The organism is Agrobacterium sp. 22117 (genome assembly GCF_052045735.1).
GTDB lineage: Bacteria > Pseudomonadota > Alphaproteobacteria > Rhizobiales > Rhizobiaceae > Agrobacterium > Agrobacterium cavarae.
The window spans coordinates 1-19,859 of the sequence record NZ_JBQEPP010000007.1; the positions used below are offsets into that span (position 1 = coordinate 1).

Below are 19,859 nucleotides of genomic sequence, written 5' to 3' on the forward strand. Positions count from 1 at the left end.
GTCGCCAGCAGCGCCGCCGCCCTCGTCAGTGAGCGGACTTATAAGAGACACACCCCAAACAAGTCAACAGAGGTTTTTCATAAATCTGTCGTTTTCTCGTAAGTGACAGTAATTATTGGGTTTTTTTGAGGTCACACTTCTGGCAGCATCTCAGACCCTGACATCAAGCGTGTTTTACAGCTCTGCAAATCGCCCATCTCTTCAATGATGCGCTCACCATGCTAAGCTCGACGCATAAGAGAAGAAGGGAAAAGTCGATGCTGGTTCTGAATGAAGACGAAACGCGCAACGCACTGGCGTGGCCACAGCTTATCGAAGCGATCGAAACGATGTTTCGCACCGGTTGCGAGATGCCCGTTCGGCATCATCATGATGTCGCTGTGCCAGGTGAGAGGAATGCCACGCTTCTGATGATGCCCGCCTGGGTGCCTGGCTCCTATATGGGCGTGAAGATCCTTTCCGTCTTCCCGGATAACAGTACACGTGCCCTGCCTGCGATCTTTGGAACCTATCTTCTCTCTTCCGGCAAGACTGGGGAAATGCTGGCGGCAGTCGAAGGCGGCGAGTTAACGGCGCGCCGGACTGCGGCAACCTCCGCTGTCGCAGCAAAATACCTCGCGCGGCCTGATGCGTCGTCCATGCTGATGGTTGGCACCGGGCGCCTGTCGCTCAACCTGATGCAGGCCCATTCTACGGTGCGAAACATTTCCACCTTCCATATATGGGGGCGGAATATGGCTTCCGCGGAGAAGGCAGCCGCTGAAGCCCGGCAGATGGGGCTCAATGCTTTTGCCTGCGCCGATCTGGAAGTCGGCGCACGGGACGCCGATATCATTTCATGCGCCACGCTCTCCAACGAGCCATTGATCCGAGGCGCTTGGCTCAAGCCGGGCGCGCATCTCGATCTCGTTGGCGCCTTCAAGCCTTCCATGCGCGAGAGCGACGATGCGGCCGTGCAGTTGGCAAGCGTTTATGTCGACACCTTCGATGGCGCTCTTAAAGAAGGGGGCGATATCGTGCAGCCGCTTGAGGCCGGTCTGCTTCAGCGAGAGGATATCAAGGCAGAGCTTGCCGATCTCGTTTCAGGGCGTCAAAAGGGCCGAGACAACGATAACGAGATCACGCTGTTCAAATCGGTCGGTGCGGCGCTGGAAGATCTGGCTGGCGCAATCCTTGCCTATGAAAGCGTGACACGACGGACCAACTGACGTCATGACGAGTACGATCAAAACGGCAATCCAGGATTCAAGCAATCTCCCGGTCACGAATGTGCTGGCTGCGTTGGGCCAAGACCTTGCCCGCGCGAAGAAAGCCGTCCTCTGCGCCCCGCCAGGGGCTGGCAAGACGACCCTGGTGCCGCTTTATCTGCTCGACCAGGAGTGGCTGGGGGACGGCAAGATCATTCTTCTGGAGCCTCGACGACTGGCGGCGCGAGCGGCGGCAAGCCGCATGGCGTCACTCCTGAAAGAGGATGTCGGTGGCACCGTGGGTTATCGCATGCGTCTCGACAATCGCGTTTCTGCCAGAACGCGAATCGAAGTTGTGACCGAAGGCGTGTTCGCGCGGATGGTTCTGGATGATCCTGAGCTTCGCGGCGCGTCCGTCGTCATCTTCGACGAGTTTCACGAGCGCTCGCTTGATGGCGACTTTGGCCTCGCATTGGCGCTGGATGTGCAGGCAGGCCTTCGCGATGATCTGCATTTGCTGGTGATGTCCGCCACGCTGGATTCCGAACGGATCAGTGCACTGCTCGATCAGGCGCCTGTCATCACCAGTCTCGGCCGGAGCTTTCCGGTCGATATACGCTACGAAGACAGGGCCGGACAGGAGCGGGTCGAAGACAAGGTGGCGCGGGCGATCATCGAGGCGCATGCCGCAGAGGCCGGATCGATCCTTGCCTTTCTTCCGGGGCAAGCGGAGATCAAGCGCACCGCTGAGAGATTGGAGGGCCGATTCGATCCGAATACGCAGGTGATCCCGCTTTATGGAAACCTCTCGCAGAAAGAACAGGACGCAGCGATCAAGCCACCGGAAAGCGGTCGGCGCAAGATCGTGCTGGCAACCTCGATTGCGGAGACCTCGATCACCATCGACGGTGTGCGGATTGTCATCGATAGCGGGCTCCAACGCCTGCCCGTCTTCGAGCCCTCGACCGGCATCAGCCGGCTTGAGACAGTAAAGGTCTCTCGCGCGTCTGCTGACCAGCGTGCTGGCCGCGCGGGGCGAACGGAGCCGGGTATTGCCATCCGTCTGTGGCACGCGGGACAGACAGCGGCGCTGCCAGCGTTTACGCCGCCGCAGATTCTTTCCAGCGACCTTTCCGGTTTCGCGCTCGATCTCGCCCATTGGGGTGTCAGCGATCCGGCGTCCCTCAAATTTCTCGATCAGCCGCCGGCGTCTACGTTGAAAGAGGCTAATGCGCTGCTGCAAGGGCTTGGCGCTCTCGACCGGTCTGGCGCGATGACCGCACGCGGAAAGCTGATGCGCGAGATGGCCCTGCCGCCGCGCCTCGCAGCCATGGTCCTGGCGGCAGAAGAGCTTGGCTGTGGCCATGAGGCTTCGCTGCTTGCCGTGCTTCTGACAGAACAGGGGCTTGGCGGTAACGATATCGATCTTGAAGAGCGGCTTCGCCGGTTCAAGGGCGAGAAGACGGAGCGCGCAGCCGCTGCCAAAGGACTGGCAAAACGGCTCCTTTCCTCCCTTCCAGGCAAAAGGGACGGATCGGAAGCAGCTCTGACGGCCGGGCAGCTTCTGTTGCATGCCTTTCCGGATCGCATCGCATTCCAGCGTGGTGGGCGCGGTCGATATGTGATGGCGAATGGACGTGGTGGCGAGGTGGAAGAGACGCAGCGACTGGCGGCCGAAAAGATGCTGGTGGTCGCCGACATCGTCGGCCGCGCCGCACGACCGAGGATTCTGGCGGCCGCTTCGATCGCCATGCGGGATGTGGACGCATTTCTGCCAGAGGCGGTCGTCAAGGAAGACCAGCTTTTCTTCGACAAGCAAAGCGGACAGGTCCGGGCAAGACGCGTCTCGCGTATCGGCGCCATTATTCTCGATGAAACGCCACTTGCACGCCCGACGGGAGAGAAGGCGGCGCAAGCGCTTGCCAGCGGCATCCGCGAATATGGGCTTGGCATTGTGCCCTTTTCTAAAGAGGCACAGCAGTTGCGCCATCGCCTCGGCTTTCTTAACCGCAGTGTCGGTGCGCCATGGCCGGATATGAATGACGCGGCGCTGATTGACCGGCTGGACGAGTGGTTTGTGCCCTTTCAGCATGACGCCAAGACGATCCATGAGATCAATAGCGGCAACATCATCGATGGGCTGCGCTCGCTGGTTCCGCACGAGGAACTTCGCCAGCTTGGCAAATTGCTTCCCACCCATTTCGAAGCGCCGACCGGACAAAAGCACTCGATCCACTATGAGGGCGAGGAGCCGACGCTGACCATCCGCGTGCAGGAGCTCTTCGGCTTGAAGGATCACCCGAGTGTGGCAGGCGGCAAATTGCCACTATTGCTGGAATTGACCTCGCCTGCCCACAGGCCGATACAGACCACGCGGGATTTGCCAGGGTTCTGGGCGGGCTCCTGGAAGGACGTGCGCGCGGATATGCGCGGGCGTTATCCACGCCATCCCTGGCCGGAAGATCCGGCATCCGCGCAAGCCACACATCGCGCCAAGCCGCGCGGCACATGAGATGATAACGAGGCACCAATGGCAAAGCCGCCTGTAGAAACGACACGGTTCGGCCGCGCCAGCCGCCAGATCAGGCTGCAGACCATTGTCTGGCTGCGCTGGCTTGCCGTGGCCGGGCAGAGCGCCACGCTTCTGATCGTTGCGTTTGGCCTTGGCTTTCCCCTGCCACTGCTCACCTGCGCGCTTCTTATCGCGGCCCTTGCAACTGCCAACCTCTTTCTATCGGCTCGGTTTCCGGCGACCTATCGTCTGGAGCCGTGGGAGGCGACGCTGCTGCTTGCTTTCGACCTGCTGCAATTGACGGCGCTGATCTATATTACCGGCGGCCTGTCCAATCCGTTCGCGCCCCTAATCTGCGTTCAGGTCATCATTGCCTTTGCCTCGCAGCCGTTGAAACATTCTCTCGTCTTGTTGTTCTTCGCGCTGGCTTGCGCAACAGCGATTGCTTTTTCGCCGTTTCCTGTTCCCTGGTATCCAGGCGAAGAATTGCCGATCCAGCTCATCATCCATATCGGCATCTGGTGCTCGATCGTTGCGATGATGTTGTTTGCCGCCTTCTATGCCTATCGCGTCTCGCATGAAGCCAATCAGCTTGCCGATGCGCTTGCTGCGACCGAACTGGTGCTGGAGCGGGAAAAGCACCTGTCGCAACTGGATGGTCTCGCTGCAGCCGCAGCCCATGAATTGGGCACGCCGCTTGCGACAATCAGCGTGGTCGCCAAGGAGATGCAGCGCGAGCTTGGAAAGGACGAGCGCTTCAGCGAGGATGTCGCGCTTCTACGCAGCCAAAGCGAGCGATGCCGCGATATTCTGCGCCGGCTGACATCGCTTTCTGCCGAAGGCGAAGAACATATTCGCCGGCTTCCGCTCTCCTCTTTGATCGAGGAAGTGATGGCACCGCACCGGGAATTCGGCGTGAAACTCAAGCTGGTGGAAAAGTCCGGACGGGCAGACGAACCGGTCGGGGCGCGCAATGCCGGAATTCTCTACGGGCTTGGGAATCTACTGGAAAACGCCGTCGACTACGCCAAGGATATGGTGACCGTCACCGTGGCGCATGATCAGCAGCAGGTGATGGTGACGATCGAGGATGATGGCGACGGCTATTCGCCGGATATTCTCTCACGCATCGGCGATCCTTATGTGACCAAAAGGCATAATGATGCGACGGCTGGAGGACTCGGACTTGGTCTCTTCATTGCCAAGACGTTGCTGGAACGATCCGGGGCTTCACTGACATTCGAAAATCGTGGACCAAATGCCGCAGGTGCGAGGGTGACCGTCATCTGGCCGCGATCGGTCATGGAAGATAATAAGAGCCGGTGATCTGAAGTCTCTTAGGAAAGCCTCACGCTTGTGGCGCTTGTGGCGCATGAGGGATATGATCGCCGAAAGATAACAGAATGACCGAAGGAAACGACCATGGCTGATGACGGACAGAAGCACGAAGAAGAGGCGATGACGGCTTCGGATGCGATCGGTCCGGACAAGTCACTGCTGGTCGTCGATGATGACGGTCCCTTCCTGCGCCGTCTGGCGCGTGCCATGGAGGCGCGTGGCTTTGTGGTGGACACCGCCGAATCGGTGAGTGAAGGCATCGAGAAATCGAAGAGCGCGCCGCCAAAATATGCGGTGGTGGACCTGCGGCTCGGCGACGGCAATGGATTGGAAGTGATCGAGGCCATTCGCCAGCATCGCGATGACACGCAAATCGTCGTGCTGACCGGCTACGGAAATATTGCGACCGCCGTCACTGCCGTAAAGCTTGGTGCGCTCGACTATCTGGCAAAACCAGCGGATGCCGACGATGTCTTCAACGCACTGACACAGCGTGAAGGCGACCGGATGGAAGTGCCGGAAAACCCGATGTCCGCCGACCGGGTGCGTTGGGAGCACATTCAGCGCGTCTATGAAATGTGCGAGCGAAACGTCTCGGAGACGGCACGGCGGCTGAACATGCACCGCCGCACGCTGCAGCGCATTCTGGCCAAGCGCGCGCCCAAATAAGCAACGGGCTACGGATCAGTCCGAGTAGCTGGTGCCGGTGGACCATTCCGCCATCATCAGGCGGCGCGCCGCCGTCCTGGAGAAATCCAGCATCAGAGATTTGCGTGTGGCCGGCGCCAGCTTATGTTCCGGCGCCTCGCGCACCATATGGGCGCCATATCCATCTGAGAGAAAAAGGCCGCACTCTTCGGGAAAGATCTCGAGCGGGACGCCAGCGTGGGTGGCGAAGAACAGCCGGTCGCAGTGCAGCCTGTAGTCAGGCCATTTGCGGTCCACCCTGAAATCCTCGATCGAGGATTTGATCTCGATGATCCAGATTTCCCCTTTGACCGACAGGCTGATGAGATCCGCACGCCGGCCGCTGGATAGCGCCAGCTCTGGCAGAACGGAGTGCCGCATCTCGTTCAGCAATACCTGCACGCCCCGGCGCACAAGCATGGCTTTCTCAGATTGGCGACCGTCGATTAACGGGTTGTTATTGGTAAAGGAAAGAATAGTCATGGACGGATTCTGGAAAAGGCCCCCGAAATTGTTGCAAAAAGACCATGAAGCAGCATATTCGCACAAGCGGTAATCTTGCTGCGGTGCGATGGCTTGCAAAGCATGGATTAATCGAAAATAACCCGATGATCCAATATCGCTTCATGCACCGCTTATATAAGCGAATTTTCCGCGAGAACACCATGCGCATTCGCACTTCATTGACTGCACTCGGCCTGTCGTCCATCCTTGCGCTGACCGGCTGCGCGTCCACAACGACTGAAACCTCTTCCGCCCGCCCGCTCGCTGCTCCGGTTGTCGTCGAGACCGCCCAGATCTTCGGCGATGAAGTTTACGGCGCGACAACGGACGCTGGTTACGCCCTGCCCGCCATTCCGATCAACCGCGTTGACAAGAAGTTTCATCGCCAGATCGTGAACTATGAAACCGCTGAAAAGCCGGGCACGGTGATCGTCAACACCCGCGAGCGCTTCCTTTATTACATCCTGCCCGGCGGCAAGGCCGTGCGTTACGGCATCGGCGTCGGCAAGCAGGGTTTTGCCTGGGCTGGTGAAGCCTATGTGGCCTGGAAGCAGGAATGGCCAACCTGGCATCCGCCGAAAGAAATGGCGGCACGCAAGCCTGAAGTAGCCAGATATGTCGAAAACGGCATGGGTCCCGGCATCAGCAATCCGCTCGGTGCGCGCGCCATGTATCTCTTTAACGAACAGGGCCAGGATACGCTGTTCCGTATCCACGGTTCGCCTGAATGGGCCTCGATCGGAACCGCCGCCTCTTCCGGCTGCATTCGCATGATCAACCAGGACGTGATCGATCTCTACAGCCGCATCCGTCCAGGCCGCAGCTCTAAGGTTATCGTGATCCAGTAATTTCCGGATCCAGAGTATTCAAAAAGCCGCCGTGGATTCCCGGCGGCTTTTTTTGTTTCCGGTCTGAGATGCTTGCCGATCAGCGTGCATCCCAAACGCGGAGAGGATACTCTCAGGCGCGTTGTTTCGCCTTCAATTCAAGACGGCGACGGTGAAGGACTGGCTCGGTATAGCCGTTCGGCTGCGCCCTGCCCTTCAACACCAGTTCCACCGCCGCCTGGAACGCAACCGAATCGTCGAAGTTGCCAGCCATGGGCGTATAGGCCGCATCGCCGGCATTCTGCTGATCGACGATAGCGGCCATGCGCTTCATGGTCTCGACGATCTGCTCCTCCGAGACCACGCCATGGCGCAGCCAGTTTGCCATGTGCTGGGCGGAGATGCGCAGCGTGGCGCGGTCTTCCATCAGGCCGATATTGTTGATGTCCGGCACCTTGGAGCAACCGACACCCTGATCGACCCAGCGCACGACATAGCCCAGAATACCCTGAGCGTTGTTATCCAGCTCGCGCTGGATTTCCTCAGGCGTCCAGTTGGGGCGAACCGCGACGGGGACAGATAGAATATCGCCGAGCTTGGCACGACCGCGGCTCTTCAACCCTTCCTGCACCTGGGCGACATCGACCTTGTGGTAATGCGTCGCATGCAGCGTTGCGGCCGTTGGCGAGGGCACCCAGGCCGTGTTGGCACCCGCCATGGGGTGGGCGATCTTTTGCTCCAGCATGGCAGCCATCAGGTCGGGCATGGCCCACATGCCCTTGCCGATCTGCGCATGACCGGACAGGCCGCATTCAAGACCGATATCGACATTCCAGTTTTCATACGCCGCAATCCAGGCGGCCTGCTTCATGTCTCCCTTGCGGATCATCGGCCCCGCTTCCATCGAGGTATGGATTTCGTCGCCGGTGCGATCGAGGAAGCCGGTATTGATGAAGACGACGCGGTCCTTCGCAGCGCGAATGCATTCCTTGAGGTTGACGGTCGTGCGGCGCTCCTCATCCATGATGCCCATTTTCATGGTGTTGGGGCGCATGCCGACAAGCTGTTCGACGCGGGTGAAGATCTCAGCTGCGAAGGCGACTTCTTCCGGGCCGTGCATCTTGGGCTTCACGACATACATCGATCCGGCGCGCGAGTTCTGGTGGCGACCGATCGGGCCGACATCGTAAAGTGCAATCAGACCGGTGATGACCGCATCCATGATCCCTTCCGGAACTTCCTGGCCATTGCGGTCGAGGATAGCGGGGTTCGTCATCAGGTGACCGACATTGCGCACCAGCATCAGCGAGCGGCCGGGAAGCGTCAGAGCCGTTCCATTGCGCGCGGTATAATTTCGGTCGGGGTTCAAACGACGGGTAAAGGTTTCCCCGCCCTTGGAGACCTCCTCGGTCAAATCACCGCGCATCAGGCCAAGCCAGTTACGATAGACGACCAGCTTGTCCTCCGCATCCACGGCCGCGACGGAATCCTCGCAGTCCATGATTGTCGTCAGCGCCGATTCGAGGATTACATCGGAGATGCCGGCGCGATCAGCCTTGCCGATGGCAGTGGTGGGATCGACGACGATTTCGATATGGATGCCGTTGGTTTTCAGCAAAACAGCAGATGGTTTCGATGCATCGCCATCGAAGCCGGCGAAATGCGCCTGATCGGCAGGGGTTGTCGAACTGCCGTCCAGGTCAATGACCAAGGCACCGTCAACCACGCGCAAACCGCTGACATCCGCCCATTTGCCGCTGGCAAGCGGTACGGAGCCGTCGAGGAATGATCTTGCCCATGCGATGACTTTTTCGCCCCGACGGGGATTGTAGCCCCGGCCCTTTTCGGCGCCGTCGTCTTCAGCAATCGCATCCGTGCCGTAAAGCGCATCGTAAAGCGAGCCCCAGCGGGCATTGGCGGCGTTCAGCGCGTAGCGCGCATTCATCACCGGTACGACGAGCTGCGGCCCGGCAAGTTCGGCAATCTCCGGATCGACGTTCTGGGTGTTGACCTTGAAGGCCGCGCCTTCCGGAACGATGTAGCCGATCTCGCGCAGATAGGCCTCGTAGGCTGCGAGGTCGGATGGCGCGCCGTTCTGGCGATACCAATCATCGAGCTTTTCCTGGAAGGCGTCGCGCTTGGCGAGAAGCTCTTTGTTCTTCGGCGCAAGATCGTGAACGATCGCGGAGAAACCGTCGAAGAAGGTGTCGGCGTTCAGCCCCGTCTCGGGCAGAACCTCATCCTTCAAAAACTGGTAAAGCGTCTCGTCGAATGACAGTCCGTTATGCTCGATGCGGCTCACAACATATCTCCCTATGATCATTGTCCATAGAGTGGAGGCTGTACCCAGCCTCCGTCAACCGTCGCTGCGCATCAAAGATTTTTTCCGTTCAGGAAATAATCTCAAAAACCTGTTCCAGTTAGAGAAGCTTCTGCAGCTCTGGCAGCTTCTCATTGACCAGCCAGCCGTAATAATTCTCTTCCGGCCAGACCCTACCGCCGCTTTGGCGGTTCTTCTGCGCCAGTGCGGCAGCCCGCTGCTGTGAGCCGCCGAGATTGTAGAGCGTTGATGTCAGGCCAGGATTTTTGGAAATATCCATGTCGGCGATCGACTTGTAGTCATCGATGGATTTGCGGATCGCAGCGGCCATATAGGCGAGCGAGTGGTCGGGATCCATGATGGCCGTGTAGACGGCAGAGGCATCGTTCTCGTCCAGCTTCTCATAGCCAGAGGTGCGCTCCACCGTATCCGACAGCATGAGCGCCGTCAGCGGATTGATCTGTCCCAATCCGAATGTCTGGCCGGCATAGAAGGGCTGAAAGAACACGGCGCTGAAGCGGTTATCGGGATAGCTGACGCCATCGACCGTCTTGCCGCGGAAGCTCGCCTCCCAGACATCTTCGCGACAATTCCACAGGCTGTAGGAATCGTTTTTCGACTGGCATTTGGCAAATTGCGAATGCGTCAAAAACTGCGCAATCGTCTCATCCTTATAGCCGAAGCGGAAGCTGTTCCCCGCGTAGGACGCTGCCTTCACATAGTATGACTGGAGGCGATCATAGGCATCGACATTGTAGGTATGTTCGCCAACGATCGCGCCGATCATGTGGATCGGATCGATGCCATAGCGGCTTGCCGTCGATTTGATCTTGGAGATTAGCTGCTTGTCGCTGGAAAGAAGCTCGTAGACCTTCTGGTATTTTCGCTCGTAGGTGGAGTTCGAGCCCTTGGTACGGCGCGCCGAGGCACCCGGAACACCCGGTTGTTCCGCGTTGCGGTTACCAGGCGGCACGAGCGTCGCGGCCTCAGCATAGGACGGGAGAACAGTGCCAATGGCCAGAAGCGTGGCCAATGCCAGGAGAGTTTTGCGCACGAGCGGATGCCTTTTCTCTTGCCGGCTCTCTTGCCGGAATAATCCAGAGGATCGACTTTCGACATTCATTAACGAAAAGCGATGCCACATGTCGAGAGAAGGCCGGTAAAATAAGAGTGCGGCAAGATTTGCCGCACTCCCTCTGATTTTTGAAACTTATTCTCGGGTCTGCCTTAAAGAATGTAGCGCGACAGATCCGTGTCGGCGGCGATATCGCCCACATGTTCCTTGACATAGGCGTCATCGATCTTGACCGACGAGCCACCGCGATCGGGCGCGTTGAAGGAGATTTCATCCAGAACACGCTCCATGACCGTTTGCAGACGGCGCGCACCAATGTTTTCGACCGATGAGTTGAGATGGACCGCCACATCGGCCAATGCATCGATGGCGTCGTCGGTGAAATCCAGATCGAGTTCTTCGGTTGCCATCAGCGCCTTGTACTGGCGGATCAGGCTCGCTTCGGTCTCGGTCAGAATGCGGCGGAAGTCTTCCTTCGTCAGCGGCTTCAGCTCCACGCGGATAGGCAAGCGGCCCTGAAGTTCAGGCAGAAGATCGGAGGGCTTTGCCACATGGAAGGCACCGGACGCGATGAAGAGGATGTGATCCGTCTTTACCGGTCCATACTTTGTCGAGACTGTGGTGCCTTCGACCAGCGGCAGGAGATCGCGCTGCACGCCTTCGCGAGAGACACCGGCACCCATGCCACCATCGCGGGCGGCGATCTTGTCGATTTCGTCAAGGAAGACGATGCCATCATTTTCGACCGATTTGACCGCTTCGCGCTGGATCTGCTCATTGTCCAGAAGCTTGTCGGACTCGTCGCGAATCAGTTCGGCATAGGATTTCTCCACCGAGGTGCGGACCTTTTTGGTGCGCCCGCCCATGGCCTTGCCGAACATTTCAGACAGGTTGAGCACGCCGATATTGGCGCCCGGCATCCCGGGGATCTCGAAGCCGGGCATGCCGGAGCCGGTATCGGCGACCTCGATATCGATTTCCTTCTTGTCGAGCTCGCCATCGCGCAGCTTCTTGCGGAAGCTGTCACGGGTGGCGGGCGACGCGGTCTGCCCGACGAGTGCGTCAAGAACGCGCTCCTCGGCGCTGGCATGGGCCTTGGCCTGGACCTCGGCACGCATCTTTTCGCGCACAAGGCCGATACCGATCTCGACCAGATCGCGGATGATCTGTTCGACATCCCGGCCGACATAGCCGACTTCGGTGAATTTCGTCGCTTCTACCTTGATGAAGGGCGCACCGGCGAGCTTTGCCAGGCGTCTTGAAATTTCGGTCTTGCCGACACCGGTCGGTCCGATCATCAGAATGTTCTTCGGCATCACTTCGTCGCGCAGGCTCTCATCGAGCTGCTGGCGGCGCCAGCGGTTACGAAGCGCAATGGCGACCGCGCGCTTGGCATCGTGCTGACCGATAATGTAGCGGTCTAGTTCCGAGACGATCTCTCGGGGAGAAAAAGTGGTCATTTCGATCCTTTCGGCTTCCTGTTGCGGCCAGCCATGACGGCCCGGCCCGCAGGAACCATGGGTTGGTGATCCGTACGCTTATTCAGCGTCCAACGTTTCAATAACGAGATTGTGGTTGGTGTAGACGCAGATATCAGCGGCGATATCGAGTGCCTGACGGGCGACCTCTTCGGCCGACTTATCCGAATCCATCAAGGCACGTGCCGCGGCAAAGGCGTAGTTGCCGCCGGAGCCGATGGCGATTGCGCCATGTTCGGGTTCCAGGACATCGCCATTGCCGGTGATGGCAAGGGTGATCGACTTGTCGGCGACGAGCATCATGGCTTCGAGATTGCGCAGATATTTGTCTGTGCGCCAATCCTTGGCGAGTTCGACCGCAGCGCGCATCAGCTGGCCTTGATATTGTTCCAGCTTCTTTTCCAGCCGGTCGAGAAGGGTAAAGGCGTCTGCCGTGGCACCGGCAAAACCGGCGATCACTTCGCCCTTGCCGATGCGACGCACCTTGCGGGCGTTGCCCTTCATCACGGTCTGGCCAAGGCTGACCTGTCCGTCGCCGGCCATGACGACCTTGCCGCCCTTTCTCACTGTAATGATTGTTGTCATAAAGCACCTGTCTGCCCATCCGGGCCTTGCATCTGAAGCTTCCGAACCGCTGATCGGCTGCGGTCCTTTTCGCAAATTATGTAAGTCCCGTTTTGCCGATTGCAATCTTGCTTAACCGTAGCACTCAGGCGGCACTGACAAGACGATGGAATGACTGGATATTTGAGGTGCAGGCTGGTAAGGAACGGCCAGATTGTCCAAGGAGCAGCCGCAATGGCAGAGCGCACAGCCGAGATTTCCCGCAAGACCAACGAGACCTCCGTCTCGGTCCGCGTGAATGTCGATGGAACGGGTACGGCGAAAATTTCGACAGGCGTCGGCTTTTTCGATCATATGCTGGACCAGCTGAGCCGCCATTCGCTGATCGACATGGAGATCGACGTGAAGGGCGACCTTCACATTGACGATCACCACACGGTCGAAGACACCGGTATTGCCATCGGCCAGGCGATTGCCAAAGCCTTGGGCGACCGCAAGGGCATCACGCGTTATGCCTCGCTCGACCTTGCCATGGACGAGACGATGACGAAGGCTGCCGTCGATATCTCCGGCCGCCCCTTCCTGGTCTGGAACGTGCAGTTCTCCGCACCGAAGATCGGTACATTCGATACGGAACTGGTGCGCGAATTCTTCCAGGCGCTGGCGCAGAATGCCGGGATCACGCTGCATATTCTCAACCATTACGGCGCCAACAACCATCATATCGCCGAGACGTGCTTCAAGGCGGTTGCGCGCGCATTGCGCAGCGCCACCGAAATCGATCCCAGGCAGGCAGGTCGCATTCCTTCAACGAAGGGCATGCTGGCCTGATCCGGTGAAACATGAAGAGCAACCGACACCGGTGCTGCTCTGAACGTCGTCAGGAACGCCAATGACATCTTATCTGGTTCTGGAAGCACCGGGCGGACCCGACAGGGATCACCGCACCACTCGCTTCATCGCGGACAGATTTTCGTGGCTTGCTCTTTTGTTTCCGTGGCTCTGGTTTGCCATCCATCGCATGTGGTGGATTGCCGTCTCCGTCGTCATTCTGCAGGTCGCCGCCGGTCAGGTGTCGAGGCTCGATGGCCTCGGCGTAGTGGGCCTCCTATTCACCATCACCGCAGGGTTGATAGCCGGCTTCGAAGGTCGCAACCTGCTTCAGCGTCATTTGATTGCCAAGGGCTGGACGCTGAAGGACGTGATCGTGGCACGTGATCTTTCGACGGCGGAACAGATGTATTTTTCGAACCTGCCCGAACAGGACGATGCGCATATGACGGTGTCGCAGCCTGAGTGGAAGACCCGTGATCGGGTGGGCGGCTTCATGACGAACGATCCCGCGGGCTCGTTTCAATTCGATTTGAACGGAAGGCGCTGATATGCGTGTGGCAATTATCGATTATGGCTCCGGCAACCTTCGATCTGCGACCAAGGCGTTCGAGCGCGCGGCGCGGGAAGCCGGCATCGACGCTACAATCGACCTGACCGACAAGCCTGAAAGCGTGGCGTCCGCAGACCGTATCGTGCTGCCAGGTGTCGGCGCATATGCCGATTGCCGCGCCGGATTGGGTGCGGTGACGGGCATGCATGAAGCGCTAATCGATGTGGTGGAGAAGAAGGGTCATCCCTTCCTCGGCGTCTGCGTGGGCATGCAGCTCATGTCCTCTCGCGGCCTTGAAAAGACAGTGACCGAGGGGCTCAGCTGGATCGAAGGCGATGTGGTGGAGATGACGCCATCTGACCCGGCTCTCAAAATTCCGCAGATCGGCTGGAATACGCTGGAGCTGCACCGCCCTCACCCGCTCCTCGATGGCATTAAGACCGGACCTGACGGCTTGCACGCCTATTTCGTCCATTCCTACCATCTGGCAGCGAAGCACCGGAATGACGTGATCGCCACCACCAATTACGGTGGCGCGATGACCGCCTTCGTTGGGCGCGACAACATGGCTGGCGCTCAGTTCCATCCGGAAAAGAGCCAGACACTTGGTCTTGCCCTCATTTCGAATTTCCTCCGCTGGAAGCCCTGACATGATCCTTTTTCCCGCAATCGACCTCAAGGACGGCCAGTGCGTTCGCCTGAAACTCGGCGATATGGAGCAGGCCACCGTTTACAACACCGATCCCGGCGCGCAGGCCAAGGCCTTTGAGGACCAGGGCTTCGAGTGGCTGCATGTGGTGGATTTGAACGGCGCCTTTGCCGGCCAGACCGTCAATGGCGAGGCGGTCGACGCCATTTTGAAATCCACCAGGAACCCGGTGCAGCTCGGCGGCGGTATCCGCACGCTGGAGCATATCGAGGCCTGGCTGAGCCGCGGTCTCGCGCGCGTCATCCTCGGCACCGTTGCGGTGCGTGATCCGGTTCTGGTTCTGGAAGCCTGCAAGCGCTTCCCCGGCCAGGTTGCCGTGGGAATCGATGCCAAGGGCGGCAAGGTTGCGGTGGAAGGCTGGGCGGAAGCCTCCGAACTTGGCGTGATCGAGCTTGCCAAGCGATTTGAAGGGGCAGGCGTTGCCGCGATCATCTACACCGATATCGACCGTGACGGCATTCTGGCCGGGATCAACTGGGCCTCGACACTCGAGCTTGCCAATGCGGTGTCCATTCCGGTGATCGCATCCGGTGGGCTTGCCTCCATCGACGATATCAAGCGCATGCTTGAGCCGGATGCGGCAAAGCTGGAAGGCGCCATTTCCGGGCGCGCGCTCTATGACGGACGTATCGATCCGGCAGAGGCACTGGCGCTGATCAAGGAGGCACGGGCATGACACTCAAAGCACGCATTATCCCCTGCCTTGACGTCAAAGACGGTCGCGTCGTCAAGGGCGTGAACTTCGTCGATCTGATCGATGCCGGCGATCCGGTCGAGGCGGCGAAAGCCTATGATGCGGCCGGTGCCGATGAGCTTTGCTTTCTCGACATCACCGCCTCTTCCGACAATCGCGAAACGATTTTCGATGTGGTGTCACGCACCGCCGATCACTGCTTCATGCCGGTGACAGTGGGGGGCGGCGTTCGTGCCGTGTCGGATATTCGCAAGCTTCTGCTTTGCGGTGCCGACAAAGTGTCGATCAATTCGGCAGCGGTCAAAGACCCGGATTTCGTCGCCCAGGCGGCGGACAAGTTCGGCAATCAGTGCATCGTTGTCTCCATCGATGCCAAGAAGGTGTCGGCCAACGACGAAGCCGATCGCTGGGAAATCTTTACCCATGGCGGACGCCAGCCGACAGGCATCGATGCGGTGGAATTTGCCGTGAAGATGGTCGAGCGTGGCGCCGGCGAATTGCTGATCACCTCCATGGATCGCGACGGCACGAAGAGCGGCTATGACATCGCGCTGACCCGCACCATTGCCGATCAGGTCCGTGTTCCGGTGATCGCTTCCGGCGGTGTCGGAAATCTGGATGATCTGGTGGAGGGCGTGAAGGAAGGCCATGCGACGGCTGTTCTGGCAGCGTCGATCTTCCACTTCGGCACCTATACGATCGGGCAAGCCAAGGCCTATATGGCCGATCATGGCATTGCCATGCGTCTCGACTGATCTTTGAAAGGACAAGCAGCATGAGCGGGTTTTCCCTTTCCGATCTCGAGCGCATCGTTGCCGAACGCGCCAGTGCCTCGTCTGATCAATCCTGGACGGCCAAGCTGTTTGCCGCCGGGCAAGCCAAGGCGGCCAAGAAGCTCGGCGAAGAGGCGGTCGAAACGGTGATCGCGGCGATCTCGCAGGATCGCAAGAACCTGACGGACGAGGCAGCCGATCTGCTTTATCATCTTCTCGTGGTCCTCAAGATCGCCGATATCCCTCTCTCCGATGTCTTTGCGGAGTTGGAGAGACGGACAGGTCAGTCCGGATTGCAGGAAAAGGCATCAAGGCCTCAATCATGACGACGATGGCACGCAGGGGGGAGCAAGGCATGCCAACGACGCTCGATCATTTCAGGCCGGATGAATACTCGCCCTATCACTTCTTCAGTTCGGAGGAGTGGTCGAAGTTTCGCGCCGATACGCCCCTGACGCTGTCTGCCGACGAGGTGAAACGCCTCCGATCGCTTGATGACCCGATCGATCTCGACGAGGTTCGGCGGATCTACCTGTCGCTCTCGCGACTGCTCTCGTCCCATGTGGAAGCGTCGCAACTGCTCTTCGAGCAGCGCAACCGCTTCCTCAACATGGAGCACGTCAACAAGACGCCCTTCGTCATCGGCATTGCGGGCTCTGTGGCGGTCGGAAAATCCACCACGGCGCGTATTCTGAAAGAGCTTCTGGCGCGCTGGCCTTCCAGCCCGAAGGTCGACCTGATCACCACGGACGGGTTTCTCTACCCGAACGAGGTTTTGCGGCGTGAGAACCTTATGGAGCGTAAGGGCTTTCCGGAAAGCTACGACATCGGCGCGCTTCTACGCTTCCTTTCCGCCATCAAGGCGGGCCAGCCGAACGTCCAGGCGCCCCGCTACTCGCACCTGGTCTACGACGTCCTGCCCAGCGAGTTCACCAATGTCGATCGGCCCGACATCCTGATTTTCGAAGGCATCAACGTGCTGCAGGCGCGCAACCTGCCAGCCGGCGGGCGCATCGTGCCGATGGTGTCTGACTTCTTCGATTTTTCGATCTATATCGATGCGGACGAGACGATCATCCACAATTGGTACGTCAACCGTTTCATGAACCTGCGCAAGACGGCCTTCCAAGACCCGACATCCTACTTCAATCGGTATGCGTCGATTTCGGAAACTGCGGCGCTCGCGATCGCAGAAGGACTTTGGGAGAATATCAACCTCAAGAACCTGCGCGAAAATATCGTGCCGACGAGACCGCGTGCCGATCTCATCCTGAGAAAAGGCCAGAACCATCTGATCGATATGGTGGCGCTAAGGAAGCTCTAAGTCTGGAGAATGCACCGAGAGTGTTTCTCGGCCAAAGCTTTTAATCCTGTCCCGGCTTGCCACGCATCTTCTTGATATCCGAGCGGCCTGATTTTGCTTTCAGTCGCCGCTCAACAGAGCCTTTTGTCGGCTTTGTGGCCTTGCGCGGCGGCGGCGGCGGCTCGGCTGCCTTGAGGATCAGTTCCGTCAGACGCTCCCGCGCATCTTCCCGGTTCCGCTCCTGGGTGCGGAACTGGCTTGCCTCGATCATCAACACGCCTTCTTTCGAGACGCGCCGCCCACCAAGCTTGACCAGATTGGTTTTGATCCGATCCGAGAGCGACGGAGAAGCCGTGATGTTGAAGAAGAGTTGAACTGCGGTGGAGACCTTGTTGACATTCTGTCCGCCCGGCCCGCCAGCCAGCACGAATTGCTCCGTCAGTTCCCATCCGGCAATCGTTATTCTGCTGCTGATGTAAAGGGGCGCGCTTGCCATGTCATTCTCCGGCAGGCGTGATGCCACAGATGCGGTGGAATGAAAACAGTTGAGAACGCATCAAGCGCCGGAATGAACTGATAGAGCGCCGTGCGTCGTTTTAGACGCACAAGGGACGCTCTATCTTCATTAAATCTAGGATCGTGCTTTTTCGAACAAAAAACCCGGCGCGAGGCCGGGTTTCGTATTGTGAAGAGATCGACCGCTTATTCGGCGGCAGCCAGGAGGCCTGGAGCCGCGTCACGGACGGTGCTGTCGACGTGGTCTTCGAACTTGGTGAAGTTCGTGACGAACATGTTGACCAGCTTCTTGGCTTGCGCGTCGTAGGCAGCGCCATCGGCCCAGGTCGAGCGTGGGTCGAGGATGCTGTTGTCGATGCCTTCGAGCGAAGTCGGTACGGCAAAGCCGAAATTCGCGTCGGTGCGGAACTGGGCGTTCTTCAGCTCGCCGGTCAGTGCAGCGGTCAGAAGCGCGCGGGTAGCCTTGATAGGCATGCGCTTGCCAATGCCATAGGCACCGCCGGTCCAGCCGGTGTTGACCAGCCAGCAATCCACACCATGCTGCGCAATCAGATCACGCAGCAGGTTGCCGTATTCCGTCGGATGACGCGGCATGAAGGGAGCTCCGAAGCAGGTCGAGAAGGTGGCTTCCGGCTCGGTCACGCCCTTTTCCGTGCCGGCGACCTTGGCGGTGTAGCCGGAGAGGAAGTGGTACATGGCCTGTTCCGGCGTCAGACGCGCGATCGGCGGCAGCACGCCGAAGGCGTCTGCGGTCAGCATGATGATCGTCTTCGGATGACCGGCAAGGCCGGTCTTCGAGGCGTTGGGAATGAAGTGCAGCGGGTAAGCGCTACGCGTATTTTCCGTCAGCGAATTGTCGTTGAAATCCGGAACGCGGTTTTCATCGAGAACGACGTTTTCCAGAACCGTGCCGAAGCGACGGGTTGCCGCGTAGATTTCAGGCTCAGCTTCCGCCGACAACTTGATCGCCTTGGCGTAGCAGCCGCCTTCGAAATTGAAGATGCCGTCTTCGCCCCAGCCATGCTCATCGTCGCCGATCAGCGTACGGGCCGGATCGGCAGACAGCGTGGTCTTGCCGGTGCCGGACAGGCCGAAGAAGACAGCGGCATCACCATCCGGGCCGACATTGGCCGAGCAGTGCATCGGCATGACGCCCTTGGCAGGCAGCAGGTAGTTGAGAACGGTGAAGACCGACTTCTTGTTCTCGCCGGCATAGGACGTGCCACCGATGAGGACGATACCCTTGGTCAGGTCGCAGGCGATCACCGTTTCGGTGCGCACGCCGTGACGAGCAGGATCAGCCTTGAAGCTTGGCAGGTTGATGATGGTGAGCTTCTGCTTAAATGAAGCAAGCTTCTCGCGCGCCGGGCGGATCAGCAGGTTACGGATGAAGAGGCCGTGCCAGGCGAGCTCGGTCACGACGCGGGTCGGAAGCGCATTTTCTTCATCGGCACCGCCGACGAGGTCCTGAACGTAGAGCGTCTTGCCGGCGGCATGTGCGAGCATATCCTTGTGCAGGATTTCGAAATGCTCAGGCGACAGCGGCTTGTTGTTGTCCCACCAGATCGCATTTTCCGTGTGGGCATCGCGCACCACGAATTTGTCCTTCGGAGAACGGCCGGTGTGCTGACCGGTCACGGCGCGCAGAGCGCCATCAACGGTAATGTCCGCCTCGCCGTTGCGGATCGATTCTTCGTACAACTCACTCTCGATGAGGTTGTAATGTACAACAGCGGCTCCGCCCAGACCGAGTGCAGCCACTCCGTTTTCTGGATTGTGTACTCCGAGTTCTTTCATGGCGCGTTCCCTTTTTCTGAATGCGAGCCGTTCAAATTTTCAGTGAAGCTAACGGCAACAAACAGGATTGGCAAGATGCCGCACGAAAAATATTCAACAATTTCAATATATTAATCGATTTAAAAGATTTTATTCCTTTTTAAATCGGTTTAGCCACGCTGCAAATCCGGACTCTTAGTCTCTGCTGGAAT

The 19,859-nt window shown here is 58.8% G+C and carries 19 protein-coding genes; 12 read left to right on the forward strand and 7 right to left on the reverse strand.

What is annotated here, in order from left to right:
- Positions 1–257: 257 nt before the first annotated feature.
- The 4 genes from ACTJKV_RS19205 to ACTJKV_RS19220 all read left to right on the forward strand — a co-directional run bounded on the left by ACTJKV_RS19205 (position 258) and on the right by ACTJKV_RS19220 (position 5,706).
- Positions 258–1,208 (forward strand): ornithine cyclodeaminase family protein, encoded by a 951-nt coding sequence (locus ACTJKV_RS19205; protein WP_274103605.1) that lies wholly within the window; start codon positions 258–260, stop codon positions 1,206–1,208.
- A gap of 4 nt (positions 1,209–1,212) precedes the next feature.
- On the forward strand, positions 1,213–3,699 hold the full coding sequence (gene hrpB / locus ACTJKV_RS19210) for an ATP-dependent helicase HrpB (protein WP_274103604.1): 2,487 nt from the start codon (positions 1,213–1,215) through the stop codon (positions 3,697–3,699).
- 18 nt (positions 3,700–3,717) lie between these two features.
- Positions 3,718–5,025, forward strand: a complete 1,308-nt coding sequence (locus ACTJKV_RS19215) for an ActS/PrrB/RegB family redox-sensitive histidine kinase (RefSeq protein ID WP_274103603.1) — start codon at positions 3,718–3,720, stop codon at positions 5,023–5,025.
- A gap of 96 nt (positions 5,026–5,121) precedes the next feature.
- Positions 5,122–5,706: an ActR/PrrA/RegA family redox response regulator transcription factor gene (locus ACTJKV_RS19220; protein ID WP_062444645.1), complete on the forward strand. Its 585-nt coding sequence runs from the start codon at positions 5,122–5,124 to the stop codon at positions 5,704–5,706.
- A gap of 15 nt (positions 5,707–5,721) precedes the next feature.
- On the opposite strand, the gene ACTJKV_RS19225 is transcribed toward ACTJKV_RS19220, so the two are convergent.
- Positions 5,722–6,207, reverse strand: a complete 486-nt coding sequence (locus ACTJKV_RS19225; RefSeq protein ID WP_112359117.1) for an MmcB family DNA repair protein — start codon at positions 6,205–6,207, stop codon at positions 5,722–5,724.
- A gap of 182 nt (positions 6,208–6,389) precedes the next feature.
- Between ACTJKV_RS19225 and ACTJKV_RS19230 the strand changes: the two genes are divergently transcribed.
- Positions 6,390–7,076 (forward strand): L,D-transpeptidase, encoded by a 687-nt coding sequence (locus tag ACTJKV_RS19230; protein WP_062424793.1) that lies wholly within the window; start codon positions 6,390–6,392, stop codon positions 7,074–7,076.
- A 112-nt stretch (positions 7,077–7,188) separates the two neighbouring features.
- On the opposite strand, the gene ACTJKV_RS19235 is transcribed toward ACTJKV_RS19230, so the two are convergent.
- From ACTJKV_RS19235 to hslV, 4 genes are all read right to left on the reverse strand, one after another.
- Complete coding sequence (locus tag ACTJKV_RS19235) at positions 7,189–9,357, reverse strand: malate synthase G (protein ID WP_274103601.1); 2,169 nt, start codon at positions 9,355–9,357, stop codon at positions 7,189–7,191.
- A gap of 118 nt (positions 9,358–9,475) precedes the next feature.
- Positions 9,476–10,429, reverse strand: a complete 954-nt coding sequence (locus ACTJKV_RS19240; protein WP_274103600.1) for a DUF1402 family protein — start codon at positions 10,427–10,429, stop codon at positions 9,476–9,478.
- 173 nt (positions 10,430–10,602) lie between these two features.
- Positions 10,603–11,910, reverse strand: a complete 1,308-nt coding sequence (gene hslU, locus ACTJKV_RS19245) for an ATP-dependent protease ATPase subunit HslU (RefSeq protein WP_062444636.1) — start codon at positions 11,908–11,910, stop codon at positions 10,603–10,605.
- A 78-nt stretch (positions 11,911–11,988) separates the two neighbouring features.
- A complete protein-coding gene (gene hslV / locus ACTJKV_RS19250) occupies positions 11,989–12,513 on the reverse strand; it encodes an ATP-dependent protease subunit HslV (protein ID WP_062444634.1) in 525 nt (174 codons plus the stop codon).
- 213 nt (positions 12,514–12,726) lie between these two features.
- On the opposite strand from hslV, the gene hisB reads away from it, so the two are divergent.
- The 7 genes from hisB (at position 12,727) to coaA (ending at position 17,376) form a co-directional block, all read left to right on the forward strand.
- Complete coding sequence (hisB, locus tag ACTJKV_RS19255; protein WP_274103597.1) at positions 12,727–13,323, forward strand: imidazoleglycerol-phosphate dehydratase HisB; 597 nt, start codon at positions 12,727–12,729, stop codon at positions 13,321–13,323.
- Between the two features lie 61 nt (positions 13,324–13,384).
- The gene (locus tag ACTJKV_RS19260; RefSeq protein WP_111848748.1) at positions 13,385–13,873 is read left to right on the forward strand and encodes a DUF2628 domain-containing protein; all 489 of its coding nucleotides are present in this window, start codon (positions 13,385–13,387) and stop codon (positions 13,871–13,873) included.
- A gap of 1 nt (position 13,874) precedes the next feature.
- A complete protein-coding gene (gene hisH / locus ACTJKV_RS19265; RefSeq protein WP_440599346.1) occupies positions 13,875–14,525 on the forward strand; it encodes an imidazole glycerol phosphate synthase subunit HisH in 651 nt (216 codons plus the stop codon).
- 1 nt (position 14,526) lies between these two features.
- On the forward strand, positions 14,527–15,261 hold the full coding sequence (hisA, locus tag ACTJKV_RS19270) for a 1-(5-phosphoribosyl)-5-[(5-phosphoribosylamino)methylideneamino]imidazole-4-carboxamide isomerase (protein WP_062424659.1): 735 nt from the start codon (positions 14,527–14,529) through the stop codon (positions 15,259–15,261).
- Positions 15,258–16,034 carry an imidazole glycerol phosphate synthase subunit HisF gene (gene hisF, locus ACTJKV_RS19275; RefSeq protein ID WP_274103591.1) on the forward strand — a complete coding sequence of 259 codons (777 nt, stop codon included), beginning with the start codon at positions 15,258–15,260 and terminating at the stop codon, positions 16,032–16,034. Before hisA ends, hisF begins: the two co-directional genes overlap by 4 nt.
- Positions 16,035–16,054: 20 nt before the next feature.
- The gene (locus ACTJKV_RS19280) at positions 16,055–16,378 is read left to right on the forward strand and encodes a phosphoribosyl-ATP diphosphatase (protein WP_274103590.1); all 324 of its coding nucleotides are present in this window, start codon (positions 16,055–16,057) and stop codon (positions 16,376–16,378) included.
- 5 nt (positions 16,379–16,383) lie between these two features.
- Positions 16,384–17,376: a type I pantothenate kinase gene (gene coaA, locus ACTJKV_RS19285; protein WP_274103631.1), complete on the forward strand. Its 993-nt coding sequence runs from the start codon at positions 16,384–16,386 to the stop codon at positions 17,374–17,376.
- Positions 17,377–17,416: 40 nt separating this feature from the next.
- On the opposite strand, the gene arfB is transcribed toward coaA, so the two are convergent.
- Entirely contained in the window at positions 17,417–17,851 is a 435-nt protein-coding gene (gene arfB, locus ACTJKV_RS19290) for an alternative ribosome rescue aminoacyl-tRNA hydrolase ArfB (RefSeq protein WP_440599347.1), read from the reverse strand.
- A gap of 206 nt (positions 17,852–18,057) precedes the next feature.
- Positions 18,058–19,668 (reverse strand): phosphoenolpyruvate carboxykinase, encoded by a 1,611-nt coding sequence (locus ACTJKV_RS19295; protein WP_062444623.1) that lies wholly within the window; start codon positions 19,666–19,668, stop codon positions 18,058–18,060.
- Between the last annotated feature and the right edge of the window lie 191 nt (positions 19,669–19,859).